The following is a 26,109-nucleotide window of genomic DNA, read 5'->3' on the forward strand; positions in this document are numbered from 1 at the left end:
TAGAAAGGAATGATTTTTGCGTTGATTTTCTTTGATACGAAGTGTAAAAATAATGATTTTAAATAAAATTTTCTTCCCTTTTTTTGTTTTTTTTGCGATAACTGTTCATGCTCAAATCGGTGATACTCTTGGAATAAGACCTTTGAGTAAGTATCCCCAAGATCAGCTTAAAACGGACGAATACGGCCAAAAGTACTTCTACGACGAAAGACAAAAAGCAAGAATTTACGACATCAATGGGGAAACTGTGGTGGTAATGGATGAGTTGCGTCTGGTAAATAAACCGAAATTTAATAATCAACTTGACAAAAACTTCTATCTTTTCTTAAATAAGAAACTTTACAGGGTGTATCCGCTATTTCTTACAGCGCTGCAGCAGTACAGAGACATTCAGGCTGATATGCAGGATATGGATTCTGCTGCCAAGAAAAAGTTTGTAAAAGACCGGCAGAATATATTGGCAGACCAATATGAAAAACAGCTCAGAGATTTAACTACCACTGAAGGTCAGGTTTTTGCCAAACTAATGAACCGTGCTACAGGCAAAAATGTTTTTGAAATCATCAAAGAGATGAGAGGTGGCTGGAGCGCTTTCTGGTGGAATGTGAAAGGTAAAGTTGCAGACATTGATTTGAAAGCTCAATACAATCCGAGAGTTAACCGGACGGACGAATTTTTAGAATCCCTACTGCAGTCGAACTGGAATTCTGGATATCTGCAGCCCTACGCAGGCGCGAAGGATTTCAGATCACCAAGATAAAAAAATTCCTGTAACTGATTTTACAGGAATTTTTCTTTTAATTTATCGAAAACTATTTTGTCTACCGGAAGTGGGAAAGGGTTATCTGGTGTGTCAATATCAATCCACTCTGTGCGTTCAATACAGGGATCCATGATCAGAAAATCTTCCTCGTTGATTATTTTTACCAGATAATAAACAGTAAGAAGCTGCTCATTTTCTCTAAAGCGGGAGGTTAAAAAATGTTCCTGCGTGTAAAAATGTTCAAGGACTTCAATTTTTACATTCAGTTCTTCATCAAATTCTCTGTGAAGGCAGTCGGTGAGTCCCTCACCTAATTCAAGTCCACCTCCGGGAAGTTTCATCAACGGCTCGCCGGCATATTCTTCAAATAATGTAAGTACTTTTTTATCTTTCACGGCACAGGCGTACACCCGCACATTGATTTTATCTACCATATATTAATATTTGTATTGCTAATTTAAAGATTTTGTTTCGTATTAAACCTCATAAAATCCAATTAATCACCGGTAAATCTGAAACATCTAAATTTTAAATCTTAAATATTGAATTTTAAATCTAAAGCTTCCACGCGTTAATCATTTCGCGTTTTCCTGGAGGTCCCTGTTTCTTTTCCACATTAAAATTGAGTTCTTTCAGAATCCTCCTCACACTTCCTTTCGAGGAATAGGTTGTTAACAGTCCGTTCACATTCATTTTCTCTGAAACCATTTCAAATAAAGGCTTTTCCCAAAGATCTGGCTGTACTCTCGCACCAAAGCAGTCAAAATAAACAAGATTAATTTTGGGTAAGTCTATGTCTTTCAGAGTGAAAAAGTCGCATTTTATTTTTTTTAAATTAAAACCAGGTACAATTTCAATCAAATTATCCCAGTTTGACTGATGAATTTTCTGATAAATATTTTTTAATTCATCGTTATCAAAAAGTTCGAAGTAGGCCAAATCATTAATTTCAGATTCATTAATCGGATATTTTTCAAGAGTATAATAATTGATCTTATGATTTTTATCAGTTTTTAAATATTCATTAATACTTACCAAAACATTCAAACCTGTGCCAAAACCGAGTTCTAAAATATTAATTTCGCAATCATTTATTAAATTCAATCCATTTTTAATAAAGACGTGTTCTGCTTCCTGAAGAGCACCGTGGTGTGAATGGTAGTTTTCGTTTAAACCATTGATATATAATGTTTTACTACCATCGTTCGTGGTTTTTATTTCCCTTTTCACGCTTTTTTTGTCAAATTTAATGTAAAATTTTTATATTTAAAAAATTATATTAAATTTGTAGAACATCATAAAAAATTTAAGAAATGATAATTCAAAAAACAGAAAACTCCAGAATTTCTACATTCGACCCTAACAATTTTTCTTTCGGAAATGTTTTTGCTGATCACATGGTGATATGTGAGTACGAGAATGGAAAATGGGGCGATGTGAAAGTGGTTCCTTACGGTCCGATACCTTTTACTCCGGCGATGATGGGAGTAAATTACGGACAGGCTTGTTTTGAAGGCATGAAAGCCTATAAAGACAAAGACGGACAGGTTTTCCTTTTCAGGCCTGAAAAGAATTTTGAGCGTATCAATAAATCTGCGAAGCGTCTTGCAATGCCGGAAGTAACAGAAGAAATGTTCCTTGACGGGTTGAAAGCTTTGGTAAATATAGACAGAGAATGGATTCCTCAGGGTGAAGGTAATTCTTTATATATCAGACCGCTGATTTTCGCTACAGAGGAAGCTTTAAAAGCGAGAGTTGCCAATAAATATATGTTTGCAATCGTGGCTACACCGGCAAAAATGTATTACACAGAACCTATTTCAGTTAAAATTTCAGATCACTATTCAAGAGCGGCAAGCGGTGGTGTAGGTTCTGCAAAAGCGGCAGGAAACTATGCAGCATCTTTCTATCCAACTCAGTTGGCGATTGAAGAAGGTTACGACCAAATCATCTGGACAGACGATGCTACTCACGAATACTTTGAGGAAAGCGGAACGATGAATGTTTTTGTAAGAATCAACGACACAATTTATACACCACCTACATCAGAGAAAATTCTGGATGGTGTTACCAGAGACAGTTTCATTCAGTTGGCTAAAAAGAGAGGTTTTGAAGTTAAAGTTGAGCCTATCAAAGTAAAAGATGTGGTAGAAGCTCAGAAATACGGAACTTTAAAAGAAGTTTGGGGCGTTGGTACCGCCGTGGTAACTACAGTTTTCCAGGCTTTAGGTTATAAAGGTGAAAAATTAGAGCTTCCGAGACTTTCAGATGAAGAAAGTTTTGCTGTTACTTTAAAAAATGATCTTGTAAGTTTACAGACCAATTTAACCGAAGATCCTTTCGGATGGAGAGTTTTAGTGGAAAAAAATGTGTTAGAAACAGTTTAATTCATTTAGCATAAAATATAAAGCCGGGATTTTTCTTGGCTTTTTTTGTTTTTATATGTTCTCATAATTGCGTATTTTCGCATCGGTTTATATAAAATCATTACTAAATAATCTGCATTGAAAAAAATAGTTTTTTTATTAATTATCATTTTGGTGGGCTGTAAAAGAAATACAACGGTCTATCCCCCTGTGGGTGGCGTTTTAAGCCAATCTGATCTTAAAACTTCTAAAGAGAGAACCAAAAATCTCAATACTTTGGAAAGACAGCAGATTCAGGATTGGATGGGTAGTCAAAAAACCAGGTATTATCCTACAAAACTCAATTACTGGACTGATGTGGAAGGGTTTGACAGCAGAGAAAAGAAAGCAGATGATGTGGAAGTATCTTATTCGTATGAGCTGTATGATTTTGACATGACAAAAATTTACGAGAAACCTTTTGCCCGTAATCATGCAAGATTTGGCCACTTTGATGAAATTAAAGCCGTTGAAAATGCTTTGAGATATATGAAAGCGGGAGAGGAAGTTACTCTTCTGGTGCCTTCGTCACTGGCTTACGGTACTTTTGGTGATCAGAATAAAATAGACAATGATGTACCTTTAATTATAAAACTGAAATCAATATAAATGAAACTTCTAAATAAAAATATAATACTTGCAGCGGCAAGCATTTCGCTGATGAGCTGTACTCCAATCTATAAAAAAATGAACGTAGAAAAAGAAACTTACGAAAGTCTTGACAACGGACTTTATGCTAATCTTCAGACAACGAAAGGAAACATGATCGTGAAGTTGGAAGATAAAAAAGCACCGGTAACTGTAGCCAATTTCGTTGGTCTTGCAGAGGGAAAAATTGATAACAAAGCAAAAGGGAAAGGCGTTCCTTACTATGACGGAACTATTTTTCACAGAGTGATCAAAGATTTTATGATCCAGGGCGGTGATCCTAAGGGAACTGGCGCCGGAGATCCTGGTTATAAATTTGAAGACGAAAAAAATGACCTTAAGCATACAGGAAAAGGAGTGCTTTCTATGGCGAACTCTGGACCAAACACCAATGGTTCTCAGTTTTTCATTACTGAAGTGGCGACACCGTGGTTAGACGGGAAACACACCATTTTTGGTAAAGTGGTAAAAGGTCTTGAAACGGTTGACGCAATTGCAAATGTGGAAAAAGGTCCTCAGGATAAACCAAAAACTGATGTAGTACTTGAAAAAGTAGGAATTTTCAGCAAAGGGGATGAGTACAAAAATTACGACGCTGCGAAAACTTTCAGCGAAGGTAAATCTAAAATTGCTGCCAACAACAAAGCAATGGCTGAAAAAGCTGAAGCAGAAGCCAATAAAAATCTGGAAGCTCTGAAGGCAGGAATGCAGAAAACTGAATCTGGTTTGTATTACAAAATTACGAAAACAACAACAGGAGCAAGCCCTAAAGTAGGTGACAATGTTTCTGTGCATTACGCAGGAAAACTGGTTAACGGTACTGAATTCGATTCGTCATTCAAAAGAAATGAACCTATCGAAATTCCTATCGGGATGGGTAGAGTAATTAAAGGTTGGGACGAAGGAATTCTTTTACTGAAAGAAGGTGAAAACGCTACACTATTGATTCCGCCAGCGATGGGTTACGGTGCAAATGGTGCAGGAGGTGTTATTCCGCCAAATGCATGGTTGATTTTCGACGTTGAATTGGTTAAAATTAAATAATCAGACAATAAAATTCATAAAGCCATTCGTAAGGATGGCTTTTTTTATATTTTTACTGAAAAAAATTATGAAGACAAAACTTTTAATGAGCCTTTTTGTATTGATGAGCCTGCTTTTTTCTGCTCAAAACACTGATCAGAAAATGATTTCAAAGTCATTTTCGTCTTTTCTGGAAACTTTAAAATCTAAAGATATTGATAAGGCTGTTGACAATATATATCCTAAATTTTTCACTTTCTTTCCAAAAGATCAGATGAAAATGATTCTGAATATGACCTACAACAACCCGATTATGAAGGTTGAAATCATGAATTATAAAGTCACACAGGTGGGCAGTCCTGAACTGATAAACGGAGAATATTTTTCTATTGTGGATTATTCTACAAGAATCCGTTGTAACGCTGAAGGCATGCAGGAGGAAATGAGAAATAAGATCAAAGATGTACTGGTTCAGAAATACGGAAAAGGAAGTGTGGTCTACTATCCCAATGAAATGGCTTATTACATCAACGCAAAAACAAAAGCCTGTGCCATCTCAAAAGACAGAAAAAACTGGAAATATATTTTGGTGGAAAGGGAAATGAAGCAACAATTAAACAAAATTCTTCCAAAGAAGATTTTGGATAAGATTTAAATTAATTTATCTAGTTTGTAGGAAATTAGATTTGGTTTAAAGAAATTTTAAATGAATTTAAAAAGCCGGTTTTTAGTTGAAACCAAAATGTTGAGTTTTCTCACAGTCGGAATTATCATTTTGGTTATTCTTTGTGTCTGGATTTCTGGTATACAGTCTCACAGAACTTTGTTTCAGAATTCGATTATCTCAACTTCTGTTTTGGCTGTAGCTTTTTTTCTTTTTGTAAGTTTAGGATTGTATTTTGGTTTAAAATTGAAAGAAAATGTTGGTGCTATCGTCAGTAGAGAAAAGCTGAAAAGCCTTGCCGCCAAAAGACCTAAGCTTGAAGCTATCGATGGAGATTTTCCCGATATCGGCGATGGAGACGGCTGTGCCGGAGTTATTTTATCAGTTATTTTATGGTTTTTTATAGGTTTGGTTGCTGTATTTCTTCTTTATTTTCTGGGGATTTTCATTTGGGCTACAGTGCTTATCTTGATTGCAATGCTCTACTGGATTTTCTTCCGTGCGTTACGTTTGGTCTTTAAAAATTCAAAACATTGTAAAGATGATTTATTGAAAAGTTTTGGATTTGGTATTTTTTATTCATTCTTATATATATCATGGATCTATGGAATAATTTTCCTCCTTAATTTTTTACAGCATTCTGAAAAAGTAACTTTTTAAATTAATCATTCCACCTGCAGACAAATTCTCTCGTTTGCAACGTCATCTCAAAAACTTTTGCGACTTTTGTGTCTGAATTTTAAAGAAGATTTATGAAAATTATTGCAGTCATTCCCGCTCGCTACGAAGCTAGCCGTTTTCCCGCAAAACTGATGCAGATTTTAGGAGAAAAAACCGTGATCACAACAACGTATCAAAATGTGGTGGAAACAGGTTTGTTTGATGAAGTTTTTGTGGCAACAGATTCTGAATTAATTTTTAATGAGATCGAAAAAAACGGCGGAAAAGCAGTAATAACGGGACAACACGAAACAGGAAGCGACAGAATTGCAGAAGCCGTTCAAAACATAGACTGTGACATCGTTATCAATGTTCAGGGGGACGAACCTTTTTTAAAGCTTGAACCTTTACAGCAATTAATTGAAGTGTTTAAAGAAGATGAAAATCAGGAAATTTCTTTAGCTTCATTAAAAATAAAACTTCACGAAAAAGAAGAAATCGAAAATCCGAATAACGTAAAAGTGATTACGGACAATAATGGTTTTGCCCTGTATTTCAGCCGTTCTGTAATTCCTTTTCATCGGGAAATTTCGTACGATGTAGATTATTTCAAGCACATCGGAGTTTATGCTTTCAGAAAACATGCGTTAATTCAATTCTCAAAACTCGAAATGAAACCTCTGGAAATCTCCGAAAAAATAGAATGCATCCGCTATCTCGAATATGGAATGAAAATTAAATTGATCGAAACCAATTTCGTTGGAGTAGGCATTGACACGCCGGAAGATCTGGAGAAAGCAAGGAAATTAATTTGAAAATGTATCAATTAGATAATTTGAAAATGCTGTTGTTAATTTTTGCATTTTCAAATTATTTCATTCTCAAATTTTCAAATTAAAAAGACTTATATTTGACTTGATAAAAATGATTTAATGAAGAGAATTCTTTTAATATTCGTCCTTATATTTTCACAAAACATTTTCGCTCAGACTGCTAAGGAGATTATCGATAAAAATATCGAACTGTCGGGTGGTTTAACGCAGTGGAAACTTCTGAACTCTGTTTTACTTCAGGGGAAAGTGATTTTGGGTGTGAAAGATGAATATCCTATAAAAATCTATCAGTCACGTCCCAATTTAACTAAAACTGCCATCACCATTGGCGGCAAGGAGACGGCGATTGAAGGCTACGACGGCACTAAAGGTTACGCCATGAATTACGCTGCAAACAAGCTTCAGGAGTACAAAGAATATGTTTCCGAGAGTTTTGACAACGATTTTATTGATTGGGAAAATAAAGGTTTTGAGGCAAAATATTTAGGAAAGGAAAAAATCGGGAATATCTACTGCCACAAAGTGGAACTGACCAAAAATGTGAACAAAAACATCTATTTTTTTGATACCAAAAACTTCATGCTTTTGAAAGAAATAAAAAAAGATGATACTTTAGTGTATTCAGACTATAAAAGGGTAGGGAATTTGATGATGCCTTTCAGGATTGAATCTTCCAGCGCCAAAAAAGACGGCGACTACGTGATGATTCTCAACAAGGTGGAAATCAATAAAGTGTTTCCTGCCAGTACTTTTAAATTTTAATACAATTTTAATATGAAAAAGATGTTCATTCTGCTGCTTTCTTTTGTAGCATTCGTCAACAGTTTCGCTCAGAAAAAATCTGAAGCTTTGAAAACCAAAACCAAAGAACTTATGGGAAAATCAATTTACGATTACAAAGTAAATGCCCTTGAAGAAGGCAAAACCATTAATTTCGCTGACTTTAAAGGAAAGAAAATCCTAATCGTCAACACGGCCTCAGAATGTGGATTCACGCCTCAGTACAAAGATCTGGAGCAGATTTCAAAAGAATATGGAGATAAATTGGTCGTAGTAGGATTTCCTGCCAACAATTTTGGAGGACAGGAACCAGGAACTAACGTTGAAATCGGTGCTTTCTGTGAGAAAAACTATGGTGTAACTTTTCCTTTGGCAGCAAAAGTTTCTGTTAAAGGTGACGACATAGCTCCCATCTTTAAGTTCCTTACAGAAAAAGATTTAAACGGTGTAAAAGACAGTGACATCCTCTGGAACTTCACCAAGTTTCTTGTGGACGAAAACGGTAATCTTATCGGTTCTTTTAAAAGTGATGTGAAGCCTACTGATGAGGCAATTGTAAAGTATTTGAAATAAAATTCTTTTGGATTATAAATGAAAGCAACCTGATTTGGGTTGCTTTTTTTGTGGTAATATCAATATTCTAAGGGTCTGTTTAAATTTTTATTAAATCAATAAATATGGTTCAAAAACTCTTCGGCAAGTTCAGAGTGACACCATTAAATTGAGCGGTTAGTCTTAGTTTTGTCAGTCTAAACCTGTCGAAGACTCAATAAATCAAACTAGTAAAAATCAATATATTCAAACTGTTTTAATAGTTTTAAACAGGCTCTCATACGGAATTCAGGGCTTTGATGGGACCAAATTCCCTAAGAAAGAGGCGAGGGGTTTCCAAAATTTTTTTCATGGATTTAAAGTTAAAGATTTTAAAGATCAGACCCATGAAAATATTTAATTTTGAAAATCATTTTCAAATATATCTTTTCATTATTTTTGGGTATGAAAAAACTGATAATGATTTTGATGTTGATTTCTTCTATGAAATCATTTGCGCAGGATTCTTATTTTCTGGGAAAGACCAATTACTGCACTCCCGAGAAAGAAGATTCTAAAAAGAAATTTGATGCTGCTATTTTAGCATTGAATTCTCCCAAATATTACAATGGTGTAACGCAGATGTTACTGAAAGCCGTTAAAGAAGATCCCACCTATTGTGACGCACATTTTCTGGCAGGTTATTATTTCCGTTTACAGGATATGCAAAAAGAAGCTACTGTTTTGTATTACATTGCAGACAGTCTTTCGCAGAATAAAGCTCCCATTTTTAAGCAAAATCTTGCCATTCAGTTTATGAGGCTGGGTCAGGTAGAAAGAGCACGTGAAAAATATGAAGAAATGATCAGGTACTTTCCGGAAAATCCTGAAGGATATTACGGGAAAGCCAATACCTCCGTTGTAATAGGTGACTACGAAGCTGGGATTACCAATCTGAAAAAAGCCGAACAGCTTTACAGAGGAAGCATGAAGGACGACGGTAAATACATGTATGGAATTCTTTACGCTCTTAACGAAAAATATAAAGATGGACTTCTGTATCTGGAAGACGTGTACAGCAGTTATAAGAACGATGATAATTATGTTGCCCTGTATGCGCTTTCACAGATTAAGGTAGGGAAAAGTAACAATGATGAGAAGCTGATAAAAAAAGCCAGAAAAAATTACGATAAAATAAAAGGAAAACCGGTTACCGAAGATGTGATAAAGAAGCTCCAGGCGGAATTTCCGTAAAAGCTAAGATAATAAAAGCGGACAAATTTTGTCCGCTTTCTTTTATAATTTATTCGATTCAATTCTTTTTGATGATAAATTCAGGAAGCGTCTGACGAGCATACACGCAGAAATTGTCAATCCTAAACCAAGCGCAATCCACATTCCGAAAGCACCCATTTTCATCGTAACGCAAAGCACATATCCTAACGGAATTGTAATCAGCCAGTAAGCGATGAAAGTGTAGATAGAAGGAACTTTCACATCCTGCAAACCTCTCAGTATTCCCAGAGTCGTTACCTGAATTCCGTCTGAAAGCTGGAATAATGCCGCAATGATCATCAGTTTTGATGCGAGCATGATGACTTCCGTTTCTTCCGGTTTTGTGAAAAATGTGGGCAGAATATTTCTTCCTAAAACAAATACCAAACCACAGAAACACATGAAAAGGAAAGCGATTTTAAGATTATTGATTCCTATTTTTCTTAATTCTATGAAGTTCTGTTCGCCCAGTTTTCTTCCAATCATCACTGTTGATGCTACACTGAAACCTATACACAGATTAAAAGTAAAGGATGCCATGCTTAATGCAATTTGATGTGAAGCAATATCGTGAGCAGAAACCAGTCCACAGATGAACGCTGCCGCTGCGAAAGCCGTCACTTCAAAAAACATCTGTAAAGCAGTAGGGAAGCCTAATCTCAGCATTTTTTCAAACATTTCTTTAGAAAAGACCTGCATTTTCAGTGAAAAATCTTTGATGTACCGTCTCGTTTTCGGTTCTTTAATTAAAACGAAATAAAGGAAAACAACCATGAAAATTCTCGCAATCAAACTCGCTGTGGCAGAACCTTTCACGCCCATTTCGGGGAAAATCCAAATACCTTCTATTAAGACATAATTTAAAACAATATTAATCACATTCGCAATAATCGTTGCTTTTGTAACCCCAATCGTAAACGACAAACCCTCTGAAACTTCTCTTAAAGTCTGAAATGCCATAAATGGAACAATGCTGATGGCCATAATCCAAAGAAAACCCACTGTGTCGGGAATAATTTTTTCTGGCTGACCGGAGTGATAGAGCAGTGGTAACCCCGCAAAAAGAACAAGCATCAAGATAATCCCAACGGTCATATTAATCACAAATCCATGACTGAAAACTGAGTTAATCGTTTTATGATCATGCTGAGAATGTGCCTCAGAAACCAATGGCGGAATGGCAAACGAAAAACCCAATGCCAGAACAAACATCGAGAAAAATACGGCATTACCCAGTGAAACTGAAGCCAGCGCGTCGGCTCCTAAAAGTCTTCCTACAATAATATTGTCGAAGAGGTTTACAGAAACCTGCCCCACCTGTGTAAGCATTACAGGAAGAGCCAGAGTAAGGGCTTCTTTCGTGTAATTTTTATTTAAAAAGTTCATAATAATAACAAAAAAAATCTGCAGCATAAATACTGCAAATTTTTATTATTTAAGAGAATTAAGTATTAATTATTTTCTCACAAAACTTGCAACATCTTCCTGCGAAACTGTTGTTCCACCAAGAATGATTAATCTCTCCACCACGTTTCTCAGCTCACGGATGTTTCCTGTCCAGGAAAGTTCTTCCAAAGCTTTAATAGCTGAATCATCAAATTTTTTCAGAGCAGTTCCATGTTCGTCAGAGATCATTCCGGCAAAATGCTCAACGAGTAATTTGATGTCCTGTTTTCTCTCATCCAAAGGCGGTACATAGATTTCAATTACTGAAAGTCTGTGGTACAAATCTTCTCTGAATCTTCCGGCTTCGATTTCCTTTGCCATATTTTTGTTGGTTGCAGCCAAAACTCTTACGTCAACCTTAATTTCTTTGTCGCTTCCCACAGGAGAAACTTTACTTTCCTGCAGAGCCCTCAAAACTTTAGCCTGAGCAATTAAACTCATATCACCAATTTCATCCAAAAAGATAGTTCCGTTATTGGCCTGCTCAAATTTACCTTGTTTGTCTTTAATAGCTCCTGTAAATGAACCTTTTACGTGACCGAAAAGTTCAGATTCAATAAGTTCAGAAGGTATTGCCGCACAGTTTACTTCTATCATAGGACCCCTGTTTCTTTCACTCAAATTGTGAATAGCATGAGCCACCAGCTCCTTACCGGCACCGTTAGGTCCTGTAATTAAAACTCTTGCATCAGAAACAGCCACCTTGCCAATCATCTCCTGAATCTTTTTTAAAGGCTCAGATTCACCAATCATCTGGTATTTTTTGTTGACTTTCTTTTTAAGCGTTTTATTTTCGTTCTGAAGGTTTTTATTTTCTTTTTTAAGTGTTTCTTTAACCAACGCATTTTTTACGCTTGTAATCAGCCTGTTGATATCGATAGGTTTTGAAATAAAATCGTAAGCTCCGTCTTTAAGACATGAAACGGCAGAATCGATATCGGCATGACCGGAAATCATGATGAAAGTGCTCTCAGGTTTCAGCGCCATACTTTGTTTCAAAAGTTCTGTACCCGATAATTTAGGCATCTTAATATCAGAAATGATTAAGGCGAAATCTTCTTTTTCAATATGCTTGAGACCTTCCAGGCCGTCTTCGGCAACAATAAATTCGTAATCTGTAAGTTCATCAGAAAGAATACTGTGGAGTACTCCGGAAATAGCTTTTTCGTCTTCTACGATAAGGATTTTTTGCATAGTCGCAATTTAATTAAATTTTCGCTGATAATTAGCAAATATTATTCCTAAAAATATATTAACTACTATTAAACGAAAATGTTTTGATAGTTCTTTTGTCTTGAAACAAAAGAACCAAAAGTTCAAGACTTGGAAATTTCGGCTAAAATTTTAAAGTATTTTCTAAAATTTCCAAAACTCGGGCGGAAATAGTAATTTGTGCTTTTAAGAATAATTTTTGCTGCCACTCAAACAGTGGAGATTTCTTAACGAAAATAATTTAAAATTGCTTAACGCCTCCAATTCCTATGTCACAAATGAAATTCAAGTCATGTGCGGATACTAATTATTAAAGAGTGATTTAAATTTATTTCGTATAATCCCTTCTTCCAAAAATAGCAGAACCAACGCGCACTGAATTGGCACCGCACTCAACCGCAATCGGAAAATCATCGCTCATTCCCATAGACAGGGTTTTTAATGGATGTTTACCGTTAAGTTTATCGAAAAGATTTTTTAAAACTGAAAATTCATTTTTAATTTGATTTTCATCTTCCGTGAAAGTCGCCATGCCCATCAAACCGTTGATTTCCACATTTGAAAAATCTCCACCGATAAACTTTTCAAATAAGTTTTCAGCTTCCGAAACTTCAAGTCCGAATTTTGAGTCTTCCTCAGCGATTTTCACCTGCAGCAAAACCTTTATTTTACGGTTGTTTTTTGCAGCTTCTTTGTTGATTTCATTTAAAAGTTTCTCAGAATCCACACTTTGAATGGTGTCTACAAATTCAGCGATGTATTTTACCTTGTTGGTCTGCAAATGCCCAATGATATGCCACTGGATGTCTTTGGGAAGCAGAGGATATTTTTCTGTCAGTTCCTGCACTTTATTTTCGCCAAAAACCTTTTGTCCGAAATCATAAACCTCCTGAATTGCCGAAATGGGATGCGTCTTTGAAACCGCTACAAGCTCCACATTTTCCGGAAGCTGTTTTTTTATATCGTTGTAATTTTCCTGTAAACTCATGAGGGCAAATTTCTGAAATTTTAATTAAAAAAAACAATTGTGATTAACTTTGTCAAAGCTTTTTGCGGGTAGAAACTGCTTTGACAAAGTTTTTTTTGGAATTTTCTCGATTATAAAACTTTGTCAAAGTAAAAAGTTTGAAAACATAACTTTGACAAAGTATCTACACCTTCAAATCAACAGAATTTAAGCGTAAAGAGTTTAGAATTACTGATAATGAGCTGAAACTCATCGCAGCTGCAGCAATCATTGGTGAAAGGAGAATTCCAAAAAACGGATACAGTAATCCGGCGGCAATCGGGATGCCTAAAACGTTGTAGAAGAAAGCAAAGAACAGATTTTCTTTAATATTTTTCAGCAGTTTTTCGCTTAGAATTTTTGCTTTTGCGATACCGGAAATATCGCCTTTCAGTAATATGATTTCAGCAGTTTCAATGGCAACATCAGTTCCGGTTCCCATGGCAATACCGATATTGGCTCGGGCGAGGGCAGGAGAATCGTTGATGCCGTCACCTGTCATTGCGACAATTTTTCCCTGTAGCTGAAGTTTTTTTACCTCATTCAGTTTATCTTCGGGAAGGCAATTGGCTTTAAAATTTTTTATTCCTAACTCCTGGGCAACGGCTTTCGCTGTATTTTCGTTGTCGCCCGTCATCATGATAATTCCAATACCTTCATCTAGCAGATGTTGAACAGCTTTTCGCGAACTTTCTTTAATTTTATCGGTAAAACTGATAAATCCTAAAACCTCATTTTCCTGAGCGATGTATGAAATTGTATGTGCTTGAGATTGAATTTCGGCTGCTTTCAATTTCAAATCTTCAGAGATCTGAATTTGATTGGATGCTAAAAGATTTTCATTTCCTAAATTAACCATTTTCCCGTTGATGATTCCTTTAATTCCTTTCCCTGAAATATTTTCGAAACTGCTCACTTTTTCCGCGGAAATATTTTCTGATTGAGCATTAATAACAACCGCATTTGAAAGTGGATGTTCAGAATTTTGATTTAACGAAAATGCAAGTTTTAAAATTAAGTTTTGATTGCCGTCTGCAGATTCAATGTGTTCCAGAGAGGGCTTTCCTTCGGTTAAAGTTCCTGTTTTGTCGGTAATTAAAAAATTTACTTTATTCATTTGTTCAAGAGCTTCTGCATTTTTAATGAGGATGCCGTTTTTTGCGCCTTTGCCGATTCCTACCATCAAAGACATCGGCGTTGCCAGGCCTAAAGCACATGGACAGGCAACAATCAATACCGCAACTGCGTTCACAAAAGCAAAAAGAGTTTTTTGGTTTTCAGGACCGAAAATCTGCCATAAAATAAATGTTAAAACTGAAATTAAAATGACAACAGGAACAAAAACTTTAGCCACTTTATCCGTCAGTTTTTGTATTGGTGCGCGGCTTCGGCTGGCATCATTGACCATTTTAATAATCTTTGCCAACAAGGTTTCATCGCCCACTTTTTCAGCTTTCATCACGAAGACTTGATTTCCGTTGATGGTTCCGGCACTCACTTTAGAATCAACATTCTTCTCTACGGGAATTGGCTCGCCGGTAATCATGCTTTCATCAATCACGGAATTGCCTTCGATAATTTTTCCGTCGACAGGAATTTTTTCGCCGGGTTTTACTTTTAACAGATCTCCAATTTTTACTTCAGACAAAGGAACTTTTTTTTCTTCACCATTAATCATCAGATTGGCTTCATCAGGAGAAAGATTCATTAATTCTTTAATTGAATTTCCTGTTTTTTTGTGCGCTAAAGCTTCCATGAGCTGTCCTAAAATTACCAAAGTGAGAATCACGCAAACTGCCTCAAAGTAGAGAGGAATTTCATGGTTGTGACCACGGATTTCGTGTGGAATAGAATTTGGAAAAATCAAAGCGACGATGCTGAAAATGAATGCAGCTGTAACGCCCAGAGATATTAAACTGAACATGTTTAAAGTCAGCGTTTTGAACGAGATCCAGCCTCTTTTCATCAGAAACCATCCCGAATACAGCAGAACAGGAAGTGTAAGAATTAATTCAAAAATGCCCTGAATTTGATGGGAAATAGGAAAATTAATAAACATTCCGCCCATCGAAAGAATAAAAACAGGAATGGTAAATGCCAGAGAAATAAGTAATTTCCGTCTCAAAACAGAGTAAGTCTCATCAGAATCATCACCGTTTTTATCAGGATATTTTACGAGATCCATACCGCAAACCGGACAGCCAACATTGGAATCATAGACTTTATCACCTTCACAAAACATGGGGCAGTAGTATTTTCCAGCCATTTCATCAGTAATGGGCGATGAGTAATCAGTAATATTTTCAGATTGGTTATTGCTTATTACCAATTTCTCATCAATTATTTCAAGATGCATGTGGCAGACAGGGCAACCAACGTTGGCCTCATAGACTTTATCACCTTCACAGAACATCGGACAATAATATTTTCCAATATTGTCTTTAAAATTTTCGGGAAGATTTGTTGATGAAAATTTAGGCTTATAATTGGGATCTTTTTCCAATTTTTCCTCAATGGGAATGAGAAACATGTTGCAGGTGGGGCATCTTTTACCCTGTTGAAAATACACTTTTTCGCCCTCACATTCCATCGGGCAGTAGTAGACCGAACTTGGGGAGATTCTTTCGCTTGGATGCGGTTTTTTATGTTGATGAGATTTGTTTTCCATTGTTTGAATTTACGATACAAATTTCAGGAAAGCAAACGGGAATCTGTTATAGATTTAAGGATTATGTTTACAGAATTGAGGTTTTAAGTTTAAATTAAATCTAAAGCTCTACGGTTATTGATTTTAAGTTTTTTAAATTCGGTCGGGGTAAAACCAGTGATTGACCGGAACTGGGCAGACAGATGCTGAACGCTTTTGTAGCCAAGCATTCCTGCAATTTCGGTAAGGGTAAATTCATTGTAGAGCAGAAGTTCCTTCACTTTTTCAATCTTTTGGAGAATGAAAAACTGTTCAAGAGTTACAATTTCATTTTGTGAAAACATTTTCGAAATACTGCTGTACTCTTTATGTAAATTAAAACTTAAAAATTCTGAAAGAACAAAGTTTTCGGAAATATTTAATTCACTTATTTTATTGATAATCAGATTTTTAATTTTCTCTACAAGTTGATGAGTGGAATCTTTAATTCGTTTAAAACCAGTTTGTATCAGTGACTTTTCAATTTTATCTAAAACCTCCTCCGGGATTTCTTCCACAGTTTCAACTTCACCTAAATGAATGGATTGAATATCTGTTTTTTCACTCTCGAAAATTTTTGCTACTGCCGAAATGCAGCGGTTGCACACCATATTTTTAATGAAAATCTTCATCGTTGTCTTTTGATTTTAGCCTGTCTTTTACAAACTCTACTTTTGTTTTGCCATGCGGCTTGGGGTTTCCGTCTTCATCAAGGTTTACCATCACGATTCTGTCGACTGTAATGATCGTTTGGTGCGTCATTTTATTTCTTACCTGACAGGCCAAAGTTACAGATGTAGAGCCGAATTTTGTCACTTCAATACCAATTTCAATAATATCTCCCTGCTTGGCAGAACTCACAAAATTAATTTCTGATATAAATTTAGTGACGATTTTTTTATTTTCAAGCTGAATGACGGCGTAAAGAGCAGCTTCCTCGTCAATCCACTGCAGTAAACGTCCTCCAAATAGTGACTGATTTGGATTTAAATCTTCAGGTTTTACCCATTTTCTCGTGTGATAATTCATTGAATGTAAGTCTAATTTAGTGGGTTAGTTGATGAATGGATGTATGGATGAGTCATTTAGATTATATACTAATTGATATCGCTTTAATTTCTTTTTGAACGCATAGCTTTTACTTTGTGAACAGAATCGTCTTTTAGAAATTGGGTGTATTCTTCAGATTCCGTGCTGAAAATTGCAATTTTACTTTCGTGGTTATGATGAATTCCGAAGCCATATCTTTTGCAGAGAACTGAAGAGCGTAGGCAGGGTTGTCCCTTTGAGAAAAATTTTGCCCTTTCATTATCTCTTTCCTCATCCGTTAAGTCTTTTTTTCTGGCGAAAACTTCAAAGACTACATCATCAGAACTGTAGTGATAAGGTTTACTACGGATCATTTCGTACTGAATTTCTCCAGCGGTTGCCGTTTTTCTGCTCGGAGGTGCCTCTGAGAACTTGACCGGGCAGTCTGCAGCTACTTCAATAAATGTATTCTGATAATCTGTTGTATGGATTTTCATCTGTAAAACTCAATTATGACCTCTAATTTATGAAAAAAAACAATTAAAAACTACACAAGATGGTTATATAAAGTGCGGATTCATCAGTAATTAAAGATTATTTTAATATTTATGCAAATGATTAAAAAAAAACTTGATTTTGAAATTTTTAATTGTATCTTGCAGACGTTTATATTTGGAATCAATATTTGTTCATTACTGTATGTTGTTTTTCTTTTATATACCAAATCTTTACTAATTTAATTTTTTTTACAATGAACATTTTTGTTTCAAACATCAATTACGCAACTAAAGAACATGAGTTGCAAGACCTATTTTCAGAGTTTGGAGAAGTTTCTTCAGCTAAAATCATTACAGACAGAGAAACTGGTCGTTCAAGAGGTTTCGGATTTATCGAAATGGGCGACGAGGAAGGACAACAGGCTATCGAAGCTTTGCATGAGAAAGAATTTAACGGAAAAGCGTTAAACGTTTCTGAGGCTAAGCCAAGAGAAGATAAACCAAGAAGAAGTTTTGACAATAACAGAAGCGGTGGCGGTGGCTACGGTGGCGGTAACAGAAGCGGCGGTGGCAGCGGTTACGGAGGAAATAACAGAGGCAACGGTGGAGGAAGTTACGGTGGTGGAAACGACCGTGGCGGAAATCGTTGGTAAAAATTAAGGCGGCTTTTTTAAAGCCGCTTTTTTTGTATAATGATCTGAGAATATTCTCAGATTTTTTTGTTTGACAGATTAATCTTTTTTCTTTTTCTTCTTTTTATCCTTTGCCTTCTTATCTTTTTTAGGATTCAGAATTTCATCAGCAATTTCTAATCTTGGAGCCTTCATTTTCGGAGCTTTTAAGTCTAAATCGTGATCGAAATATTCATTCAGATCTTCTTTTACAACCAGATTTTCCCTTAGCAGAAAAGCAATAATCTCTTTGCCCGAATTATCAAAAAAGTTTTCCGATATTTCTTTCAACAGAAAATTTCTGTAATCTTCAACGGGAACCAAAACACTGTATCTGAAAATCCTTCCTTCTTTTTCGGTTTTTAAATATCCTTTTTCAACCAGAATTTTAAGATACGTTGAAACTGTATTCTGGTGCGGTTTCGGATCAGAATGTTGCTCCATAACATCTTTAAGATAGAATGAATGAAGCTTCCAGAAAAGTCTCATCAGATTTTCTTCTGCAGAAGTAAGGTGATTGATCTTCATATAAATAATTTAATTCCTGTATTGTATATCGCAATAAAGATAGAAAAAAGAAACTGAAAAAGCTATAAATGCCCCTAAAATAACCTCTTTCGGCGTGTGTCTCTTCAAAATAACCCTCGTTAAACCCACCAGAACTGCTATAAAAAGCCATAGGAATCCCATGTAAGGTTCGATGTTATAAAATAATGCAGCCACAAAGACATTGAAAGCAGTGTGCATCGAACTTTTAATAAAATAATTGCTGATCTGCAATGCCAGCAGCAGAATCAAAATAAAAAGCATCACAAAATCCACCTGATTGTACATCAGATAGGCAATAAGGATATAAAATACAACACAGAATCCTATAAAGAAATAAAGCGTTTTTCTCTGCGTGCGGTTTGAAACATCCATATTGGTGTAGAGCCCTGTTTTTACATGATAATAAATCCAGCCTACTACAGGCAGGATAATCATCAGCAGAATCGGTAAAAAATGGGTGAGAGACTGTTTGATGTTATATTCATGCACGCTCATATACACGAAAAAAAGGACAAGAGAAACCAAAGGGTTAAAAAAATCTGATATAATTCTCGAAATTTTGTGTAAAGATGATGTCTGTTTTTCTTCCATTTTAATTTTAATGATGTAAATATAATATTATACGGAAAAAAACAGTTGCTTCATATATAATAAAACAAAGTTTTTTTTATATTTTTGCTCAACTATTTCATAATAAATAAGCAAGAAGCTAGCACATGAAAGAATTTTCTAAAGAGGTGTACCTAAAGTGGTATGAAGATATGACTATGTGGAGAAGGTTTGAAGACAAATGCCGTTCTCTCTATCTAAAACAAAAAATAAGAGGTTTTTTACATTTGTACAACGGTCAGGAGGCTATTCCTGCTGGTTTTACGCATGCAATGGATTTAACAAAAGACAGTATGATCACTGCATACAGATGTCATATCCATCCAATGGCAATGGGCGTTGATCCTAAAAGAATCATGGCAGAACTTTGTGGTAAAGCTACAGGTACTTCCGGTGGTATGGGTGGTTCTATGCATATTTTCAGTAAAGAACACAGATTCTACGGTGGTCACGGTATCGTAGGAGGTCAGATTCCTTTAGGAGCAGGTATTGCTTTCGCAGATCAGTATTTTGACAGAAAAGCAGTAAACATCTGTTTCTTCGGAGACGGTGCTGCAAGACAGGGATCTCTTCACGAAACTTTCAACATGGCGATGAACTGGAAACTTCCTGTAATTTTCGTTGTTGAAAACAATCAATACGCGATGGGAACTTCTGTAAAAAGAACAGCCAATCACGAAGATATCTATAAATTAGGTTTAGGTTACGAAATGCCATGTCTTGCTGTAGACGCAATGGATCCTGAGAAAGTGGCTGAAGCTGCTTACGAAGCTATTGAAAGAGCAAGAAGAGGTGACGGGCCAACTTTCATCGAAGCAAGAACTTACCGTTTCAGAGGTCACTCTATGTCTGATGCTGAGCCTTACAGATCTAAGGAAGAAGTGGCAATCGCTAAAAATGACGACCCTATAGAACTGATCAAATCAAGAATCCTTTCTAACAGCTGGGCTACAGAAGAAGAACTGGAAGCTTTGGATAACAAATCAAGAGATTTCGTTGAAGAATGTATTGAGTTTATGGAAAACTCTCCATATCCTGATACTGAGAAAATCTACGAGTACGTTTACGCTCAGGAAAACTATCCGTTCTTAGATAAATTTGAAAATCAATAAAATTAAATTAATTTGAAATTTGGCATTTGAGTTTCCCTAATCTCAAATCTCGAATCTCAAAATTCAAATCAATATAAATTATGGCAGAAGTAATTACAATGCCACGTCTTTCCGATACAATGACGGAAGGAAAAGTGGCTAAGTGGCATAAAAAAGTAGGAGATAAGGTGAAAGAAGGAGATATCTTAGCCGAAATCGAAACCGACAAAGCAGTACAGGATTTTGAATCTGAAATTGAAGGAACACTCTTATTTGTAGGTGTAGAAGAAGGAAATGCAGCAGCTGTAGATTCTGTTTTAGCCATTATCGGTAAAGAAGGTGAAGATATTTCTTCATTAACAGGAGGAAGTGCTCCTGCAGCTGAAGGTTCTTCTGAAGAGAAAAAATCTGCGGAAGAATCTAAAACTGAAAACGAAGCTACAAGTGTAGAACAGACTTCAGCAGAAGTTCCTGCCGGTGTGGAAGTAATCACAATGCCGAGACTTTCAGATACAATGACTGAAGGTAAAGTGGCTAAATGGCATAAAAACGTTGGAGATACCGTAAAAGAAGGAGATCTTCTTGCTGAAATCGAAACAGATAAAGCCGTTCAGGATTTTGAATCTGAATTTAACGGCGTTTTATTAAAGCAGGGCGTTGAAGAAGGTGGTGCTGCTCCTGTTGATACCGTTTTGGCAATCATCGGCCCTGAAGGTACTGATGTTTCTGCTGTAGGATCATCAAAGCCGGCGGAAAAATCATCAGAAAAATCTTCCGACAAACCAGCAGAACAGAAATCTGAAACAAAAACTGAAGAAAAACCGGCTGCACAGGCGTCTGCTTCTTCTTCAGACAGAGTGGCAATTTCTCCTTTGGCTAAAAAAATGGCTCAGGATAAAGGAGTTGACATTCATTCAGTACAGGGTTCCGGTGAAAACGGAAGAATCGTTAAGAAAGATATTGAAAACTACAAGCCTTCTGAAAAAGCTGCTGCAACAGCATCTGCGCCAAGTGCATCTGCTCAGGTTGCTGTGAATTTTGTACAGGGTGAAGATACTGAAACTCCAAACTCTCAGGTAAGAAATATTATCGCAAAACGTCTTTCTGAAAGCAAATTTACTGCTCCTCACTATTACCTGATGGTGGAGATCAATATGGATAAAGCGATTGAAGCAAGAAAAGAAATCAACACACTTCCGGATACGAAAATTTCTTTCAATGATATGATTATTAAAGCGACTGCAATTGCTTTAAGAAAACATCCGCAGGTAAATTCAAGCTGGGCAGGAGACAAAGTAATCCACAGAGGAAATATCAACATCGGTGTTGCGGTGGCAATTCCAGACGGATTGGTAGTTCCGGTGCTGAAGAATACAGATCATATGTCTTACACTCAAATTTCTGCTGGCGTAAAAGATATGGCTGGAAGAGCGAAGAGCAAAGGTCTTAAGGCAAACGAAATGGAAGGTTCTACTTTCTCAATTTCGAACCTTGGAATGTTTGGTATCGAAACTTTCACAAGTATCATCAACCAACCAAACTCTGCAATTCTTTCTGTAGGTGCGATTATTGAAAAACCTATCGTAAAAGACGGTCAGATTGTAGTAGGAAATACAATGAAGCTTTCACTGGCATGTGACCACAGAGTAGTGGACGGTGCTACCGGAGCTCAATTCTTACAGACTTTAAGAACTTATTTAGAAAGCCCGTTATCTTTATTGGTATAACATCTTTTTAGATTTATGAATACAAACCTCTCAATTTTGGGAGGTTTTTTTTGTTTTAAATAAGATTGTCACCAGTTCAATTTTACATTTAGAAATTAAAATTATTTTGCAGGAAAAAAATAATATCCTATTTTAGTGAAAAAATATAAATGAAAAAAATAATTCTTGCAACAGTTTCGTTTTTATGCATTTTCAGTTACGCCCAGAATCAGCGTTTTTCGTATGAATATAAATTCGTGGTAGATTCATTGGAAAAAGATAAAGTAGAAACAGAAATAATGCTTCTGAAAGTCTATTCCAAAGGATCACAGTTTTACAGTAAAGCGACAGCAGAGGCAGATTCTACAAGGCTTGCTGAGATTTCAAAACAGATAAGTTCCGGAATTATAAATATGAAAGGTATGGCAACCGGCGGAAAAGTAAGGCATCACGTAGAAAAAAACTATCCGGATTATCAGATCAGTTACTTTATAAAATTAGGGGGCGAAGAATACATGATGGCTGAAACCAGAAAACAGGAATGGAAAATCTCACCCGAAAAACAGAAAACAGGAGAGCTGATGACACATAAGGCCACCTGTAATTTTGCCGGAAGAAACTGGACTGCATAGTTCGCAGCAGACATTCCGATACAGGATGGCCTTTACAAATTTCATGGTCTTCCAGGGCTGATTGTTAAAATTGAAGATGAGACAAAATCACATTTCTACGAATTAAAAGGAATTCAGAAGATGAATACTGATACTGCTTTCAAAAGTTTTAAGGATAAAAAAAGATTTAACGCTTTGATTGTCTTAGATCACAAAAAATTTAAAAAAGCATATCTGGATTACAGAGCAGACCCAAACAAAGGAACCAGGCAGATGATGGCGTCAGGAGTTATCTACCGCGTGACCGATGCATCAGGAAATCCTGTAGACATGAATAAAATAATGAAAGATCGCGAGAAAAAGCAGATTGAATCCAATAAAAAGAATAATAACCTTTTAGAAGTAGATCTGCTGAAATAATAACATAATGCCCGGAATTAAATTTCGGGTATTTTGTTTGGCCAATCAGAGAATGGATGGCTTGCATTTTGTTGCTGTGTAAAATACTTTCACCAGCACAAAAAAAATATTTTATGAAATTACAAAAGACTTATCTACTGCTTGCAGCTGCATTTTTCACTTTCAGCTGCACCGCAGAAATGGAAGAAAATCTACCTTCTCCACCGGACGAGGCACTTCTTGCTCCTGTAGAAACCAATCCTGCAAATACATCGTATGCTCCCGCTTTTCCAGGCCAGACAAGAGCAGGGGGAGTAAAAACCGTAACACCCATTAAAACTGAAGTCATTGCCACCACTTTATCTTCACCCTGGGGCATAACATCAATGCCCGACGGCAGATTACTCGTGACCCAAAAAACAGGCGCAATGAAAATTGTTACAGCCACAGGAGCGGTGGGAGCGGCTATCACAGGAATTCCGGCAGTCAATTCAAATGGGCAGGGCGGTCTTTTAGGGTTGTGCCTCGATCCTCAATTTGTAACAAACAGAATGATCTACTGGGTCTTTTCTGAAAATGTAGCAGGAGGAACAGTAACTTCAGTTGCTAAAGGAAAACTTTCCACAAGTGAAACAGCAATCGAAAACGCAACAGTAATTTACAGAGCAGCTCCATCAGCATCAGTCGGAAATCTGCATTACGGAGGACGAATTTTATTCGATTCCACCGGAAACCTTCTGGTAAGCACCGGAGAGCGTTCAGATATTACTACCAGACCCCTCGCACAGTCTGTGAGTGCGGCCTTAGGTAAAATTATCAGAATTACAAAAGACGGTCAGCCGGGACCCGGTAATCCAACTTTCGCAGGAAGCGGTTCTCTGCCAGAATTATACAGCATTGGCCACAGAAATCCTCAGGGAATGGCAATTCATCCTACAACCGGTGAGCTTTTTCAAAGCGAGCACGGCCCGAGAGGAGGTGATGAAATCAATAAAGTAACCGCCGGAGCCAACTACGGATGGCCAACGATCACTTATGGAATAGAATATGACGGCGCAACGATTGGTTCGGGAATTCAGCAGCAGGCAGGCATGCAGCAGCCGGTTTATTATTGGGATCCTGTGATTTCACCAAGCGGAATGACCTTCTACAGGGGAAACAATATTCCAGAATGGCAGAACAATCTCTTCGTAGCGGCCTTATCCGGTAAACATATCGTAAGACTTGTGATTAAAGACAGTAAAGTTTACGGTGAAGAAAGACTTCTGGCAACAGAAGACCAACGTTTCAGAGACATTACACAAGGCATTGACGGTGCTTTATATGCAGTCACAGACGGAGGCAGACTCTACAAAATATCAAAACAGTAAACACAAAATCTCCGTAATGGAGATTTTTTTATGTTCCTTACTGTGAAACTGAAAATTGATTCTGTAATTTTATTTTTTTAGGAGCCGGGAACCTGCTTTCCGCTACTACTCCTCACGCCACCACTTTTCCCCTCGCCAGTTGCGGGGTAACCGCTGCAATCAGGGCTAGTTACGATTCGTAATTAAAACCACTTGATATGCCGAAACACCTTAATTTGCACCCCAAATCCCAAATCACAAATCACAAATCTCAAACCTCAAACCTCAAATCAGCAAATGTCATTCTGAGCGAAGCCGAAGGCCCGAATCTTGCACCCCGAAGCCCGCCTCCAGCACCCAAAATCACCCTAAAACCGTAACCCCTTTCTGAAGCAATTCAAAAATCGCGTCTTTACCATTATCAGGTTTTACATTTACTGCCCGTGTTCCGTTGAAGTGAACGCAGGTAACATATCCGTTGGCAACGGCATCTGTAGCCGTAAATTTCACACAGTAATCCAAGGCCAAACCAACGATTTCAACCAGTTGGATGTCGTGGTATTTTAAAAAATCGTCAAGCCCCGTTTTCATAAAATGATTATTATCCTGGAAACCGCTGTAGCTGTCAATTTCAGAATTTGTTCCTTTCTGAACCGTGTGCGTGGCTTTTTCAATATTCAAATCAGGATGAAACTCTGCACCTTTTGTTCCCTGTACGCAGTGGTCTGGCCACATAAACTGCGGAACTCCGTTCAGAATGATGCTTTCACCCACTTTTCTGTTGTTGTTGGAGGCAAAACTTTTGTGATTGGCAGGATGAAAATCCTGAGTAAAAACAATCTGGTCATACTGGTTTTCTTCCATTAAAAGATTGATGTAGGGAATAATTTCTTTAGCATTGGGAACCGCAAGAGAGCCGCCTTCACAGAAATCATTCTGTACATCTACAACGATAAGAGCTTTTTTCATATATAATTTTTTTAATTGAGAGCCTTAAAATTTAACTTTAAAAATACTGTAAAATCATTTTAAAACTCTTCTTATTTTCGATAAATTTACAGCAGACTAAACTCAAATATTTGTCCAAAATAAAATTATCGGACAAATAGACACGCTATGGAAAACTTACAAAATCTCAGCAGTAGACAATATCCAATCGGTCATTTTAACGAACCGCAGGACATCACAGATATTCAGTTAGATGAATACATAAAAGTCATTAAAAACTTTCCCGGAAAACTGAAAACTTTAATTGAAAACTTCTCAGACGAACAGCTCGATACACCATACCGTGAAAAAGGCTGGACGGTGAGACAGCTCGTCAATCATCTTGCAGACAGCCATTCCAACAGTTTTATCAGATTTAAATTAGCCCTTACTGAAGAAAACCCAGTGATAAAGCCCTATGAGGAAGCCAAATGGGCAGAATTGCAGGACAGTGCATCGATCAGCATCAAACCTGCAATGAAAATGCTGAAAGGAATCCATCAAAGATGGTCTCATCTGCTGAAATCGCTTACAAACAGACAGTTTGACCGCACTTTTCATCATCCCGAGCAGGGCAGGAACTATAATTTGAGAATCTGTCTTGCACTTTACGTCTGGCATTGCAACCATCACTTTGCCCACATAGAAAATCTGAAAAACGAACAGGGTTGGTAAGAAA

General features: G+C 36.8%; 27 protein-coding genes and 1 pseudogene. 16 read left to right on the forward strand and 12 right to left on the reverse strand.

Translation table 11 applies throughout. From position 1 onward, the window contains the following. The first annotated feature begins 52 nt into the window (after positions 1–52). Complete coding sequence (locus ASG31_RS06090; RefSeq protein ID WP_056029277.1) at positions 53–760, forward strand: DUF4294 domain-containing protein; 708 nt, start codon at positions 53–55, stop codon at positions 758–760. A gap of 20 nt (positions 761–780) precedes the next feature. Here the strand turns inward: ASG31_RS06090 and ASG31_RS06095 are convergent, their stop codons facing one another. Both ASG31_RS06095 and mnmD read right to left on the reverse strand, forming a co-directional pair. Next, positions 781–1,197 (reverse strand): NUDIX domain-containing protein, encoded by a 417-nt coding sequence (locus ASG31_RS06095; protein WP_056029280.1) that lies wholly within the window; start codon positions 1,195–1,197, stop codon positions 781–783. A 121-nt stretch (positions 1,198–1,318) separates the two neighbouring features. Further along, positions 1,319–1,993, reverse strand: coding sequence for a tRNA (5-methylaminomethyl-2-thiouridine)(34)-methyltransferase MnmD (mnmD, locus tag ASG31_RS06100; RefSeq protein ID WP_056029282.1), 675 nt, complete (start codon positions 1,991–1,993; stop codon positions 1,319–1,321). 83 nt (positions 1,994–2,076) lie between these two features. On the opposite strand from mnmD, the gene ASG31_RS06105 reads away from it, so the two are divergent. From ASG31_RS06105 to ASG31_RS06145, 9 genes are all read left to right on the forward strand, one after another. Next, positions 2,077–3,150 (forward strand): branched-chain amino acid aminotransferase, encoded by a 1,074-nt coding sequence (locus ASG31_RS06105; RefSeq protein WP_056029285.1) that lies wholly within the window; start codon positions 2,077–2,079, stop codon positions 3,148–3,150. A 117-nt stretch (positions 3,151–3,267) separates the two neighbouring features. Next, positions 3,268–3,777 (forward strand): FKBP-type peptidyl-prolyl cis-trans isomerase, encoded by a 510-nt coding sequence (locus ASG31_RS06110; protein ID WP_056029288.1) that lies wholly within the window; start codon positions 3,268–3,270, stop codon positions 3,775–3,777. 78 nt (positions 3,778–3,855) lie between these two features. Further along, entirely contained in the window at positions 3,856–4,860 is a 1,005-nt protein-coding gene (locus ASG31_RS06115; protein WP_117585836.1) for a peptidylprolyl isomerase, read from the forward strand. Positions 4,861–4,927: 67 nt separating this feature from the next. Beyond that, entirely contained in the window at positions 4,928–5,494 is a 567-nt protein-coding gene (locus tag ASG31_RS06120) for a hypothetical protein (protein WP_056031298.1), read from the forward strand. Positions 5,495–5,749: 255 nt separating this feature from the next. Next, complete coding sequence (locus ASG31_RS06125) at positions 5,750–6,163, forward strand: hypothetical protein (protein WP_131725508.1); 414 nt, start codon at positions 5,750–5,752, stop codon at positions 6,161–6,163. Positions 6,164–6,255: 92 nt separating this feature from the next. Then, the gene (kdsB, locus tag ASG31_RS06130) at positions 6,256–6,978 is read left to right on the forward strand and encodes a 3-deoxy-manno-octulosonate cytidylyltransferase (protein WP_056029298.1); all 723 of its coding nucleotides are present in this window, start codon (positions 6,256–6,258) and stop codon (positions 6,976–6,978) included. A 117-nt stretch (positions 6,979–7,095) separates the two neighbouring features. Further along, complete coding sequence (locus ASG31_RS06135) at positions 7,096–7,758, forward strand: hypothetical protein (RefSeq protein ID WP_056029301.1); 663 nt, start codon at positions 7,096–7,098, stop codon at positions 7,756–7,758. Positions 7,759–7,770: 12 nt separating this feature from the next. Continuing rightward, positions 7,771–8,349: a glutathione peroxidase gene (locus ASG31_RS06140; RefSeq protein WP_056029304.1), complete on the forward strand. Its 579-nt coding sequence runs from the start codon at positions 7,771–7,773 to the stop codon at positions 8,347–8,349. Positions 8,350–8,772: 423 nt separating this feature from the next. After that, complete coding sequence (locus ASG31_RS06145) at positions 8,773–9,561, forward strand: hypothetical protein (protein WP_131725509.1); 789 nt, start codon at positions 8,773–8,775, stop codon at positions 9,559–9,561. A gap of 42 nt (positions 9,562–9,603) precedes the next feature. On the opposite strand, the gene ASG31_RS06150 is transcribed toward ASG31_RS06145, so the two are convergent. The 7 genes from ASG31_RS06150 to ASG31_RS06180 all read right to left on the reverse strand — a co-directional run bounded on the left by ASG31_RS06150 (position 9,604) and on the right by ASG31_RS06180 (position 17,458). Then, a complete protein-coding gene (locus ASG31_RS06150; protein WP_056031302.1) occupies positions 9,604–10,968 on the reverse strand; it encodes an MATE family efflux transporter in 1,365 nt (454 codons plus the stop codon). Between the two features lie 69 nt (positions 10,969–11,037). Beyond that, entirely contained in the window at positions 11,038–12,222 is a 1,185-nt protein-coding gene (locus ASG31_RS06155; RefSeq protein ID WP_056029312.1) for a sigma-54-dependent transcriptional regulator, read from the reverse strand. Between the two features lie 346 nt (positions 12,223–12,568). Further along, complete coding sequence (locus tag ASG31_RS06160; protein WP_056029314.1) at positions 12,569–13,228, reverse strand: YggS family pyridoxal phosphate-dependent enzyme; 660 nt, start codon at positions 13,226–13,228, stop codon at positions 12,569–12,571. 163 nt (positions 13,229–13,391) lie between these two features. Further along, positions 13,392–15,914 carry a copper-transporting P-type ATPase gene (locus ASG31_RS06165; RefSeq protein ID WP_056029317.1) on the reverse strand — a complete coding sequence of 841 codons (2,523 nt, stop codon included), beginning with the start codon at positions 15,912–15,914 and terminating at the stop codon, positions 13,392–13,394. A gap of 89 nt (positions 15,915–16,003) precedes the next feature. Further along, positions 16,004–16,564: an AraC family transcriptional regulator gene (locus tag ASG31_RS06170; RefSeq protein ID WP_056029320.1), complete on the reverse strand. Its 561-nt coding sequence runs from the start codon at positions 16,562–16,564 to the stop codon at positions 16,004–16,006. Then, positions 16,548–16,961, reverse strand: coding sequence for an acyl-CoA thioesterase (locus ASG31_RS06175; protein WP_056029323.1), 414 nt, complete (start codon positions 16,959–16,961; stop codon positions 16,548–16,550). The genes ASG31_RS06170 and ASG31_RS06175 overlap by 17 nt, the downstream gene beginning before the upstream one ends. An 83-nt stretch (positions 16,962–17,044) precedes the next feature. Continuing rightward, complete coding sequence (locus ASG31_RS06180) at positions 17,045–17,458, reverse strand: DUF6157 family protein (protein WP_056029327.1); 414 nt, start codon at positions 17,456–17,458, stop codon at positions 17,045–17,047. Between the two features lie 254 nt (positions 17,459–17,712). Between ASG31_RS06180 and ASG31_RS06185 the strand changes: the two genes are divergently transcribed. Then, entirely contained in the window at positions 17,713–18,111 is a 399-nt protein-coding gene (locus ASG31_RS06185; RefSeq protein ID WP_056029329.1) for an RNA recognition motif domain-containing protein, read from the forward strand. Between the two features lie 78 nt (positions 18,112–18,189). On the opposite strand, the gene ASG31_RS06190 is transcribed toward ASG31_RS06185, so the two are convergent. Together ASG31_RS06190 and ASG31_RS06195 are read right to left on the reverse strand one after the other, a co-directional pair. Beyond that, on the reverse strand, positions 18,190–18,657 hold the full coding sequence (locus tag ASG31_RS06190; protein WP_056029332.1) for a BlaI/MecI/CopY family transcriptional regulator: 468 nt from the start codon (positions 18,655–18,657) through the stop codon (positions 18,190–18,192). A 9-nt stretch (positions 18,658–18,666) separates the two neighbouring features. Next, positions 18,667–19,269 (reverse strand): phosphatase PAP2 family protein, encoded by a 603-nt coding sequence (locus ASG31_RS06195; protein ID WP_056029335.1) that lies wholly within the window; start codon positions 19,267–19,269, stop codon positions 18,667–18,669. Between the two features lie 125 nt (positions 19,270–19,394). On the opposite strand from ASG31_RS06195, the gene pdhA reads away from it, so the two are divergent. From pdhA to ASG31_RS06220, 4 genes and pseudogenes are all read left to right on the forward strand, one after another. Beyond that, complete coding sequence (pdhA, locus tag ASG31_RS06200) at positions 19,395–20,399, forward strand: pyruvate dehydrogenase (acetyl-transferring) E1 component subunit alpha (RefSeq protein WP_056029338.1); 1,005 nt, start codon at positions 19,395–19,397, stop codon at positions 20,397–20,399. A gap of 80 nt (positions 20,400–20,479) precedes the next feature. Continuing rightward, complete coding sequence (locus ASG31_RS06205) at positions 20,480–22,105, forward strand: pyruvate dehydrogenase complex dihydrolipoamide acetyltransferase (RefSeq protein ID WP_056029341.1); 1,626 nt, start codon at positions 20,480–20,482, stop codon at positions 22,103–22,105. A gap of 149 nt (positions 22,106–22,254) precedes the next feature. Next, positions 22,255–23,115: pseudogene (locus ASG31_RS18865) on the forward strand (GLPGLI family protein). Positions 23,116–23,228: 113 nt separating this feature from the next. Then, positions 23,229–24,464: a PQQ-dependent sugar dehydrogenase gene (locus tag ASG31_RS06220; RefSeq protein ID WP_056031305.1), complete on the forward strand. Its 1,236-nt coding sequence runs from the start codon at positions 23,229–23,231 to the stop codon at positions 24,462–24,464. Positions 24,465–24,806: 342 nt separating this feature from the next. On the opposite strand, the gene pncA is transcribed toward ASG31_RS06220, so the two are convergent. Then, positions 24,807–25,412 (reverse strand): bifunctional nicotinamidase/pyrazinamidase, encoded by a 606-nt coding sequence (pncA, locus tag ASG31_RS06225; RefSeq protein ID WP_056029351.1) that lies wholly within the window; start codon positions 25,410–25,412, stop codon positions 24,807–24,809. Positions 25,413–25,559: 147 nt separating this feature from the next. On the opposite strand from pncA, the gene ASG31_RS06230 reads away from it, so the two are divergent. Continuing rightward, positions 25,560–26,105 (forward strand): YfiT family bacillithiol transferase, encoded by a 546-nt coding sequence (locus ASG31_RS06230; protein ID WP_056029354.1) that lies wholly within the window; start codon positions 25,560–25,562, stop codon positions 26,103–26,105. Positions 26,106–26,109: the final 4 nt, after the last annotated feature.

Origin of the sequence: Chryseobacterium sp. Leaf404 (genome assembly GCF_001424145.1) — a bacterium.
Classification (GTDB): domain Bacteria; phylum Bacteroidota; class Bacteroidia; order Flavobacteriales; family Weeksellaceae; genus Chryseobacterium.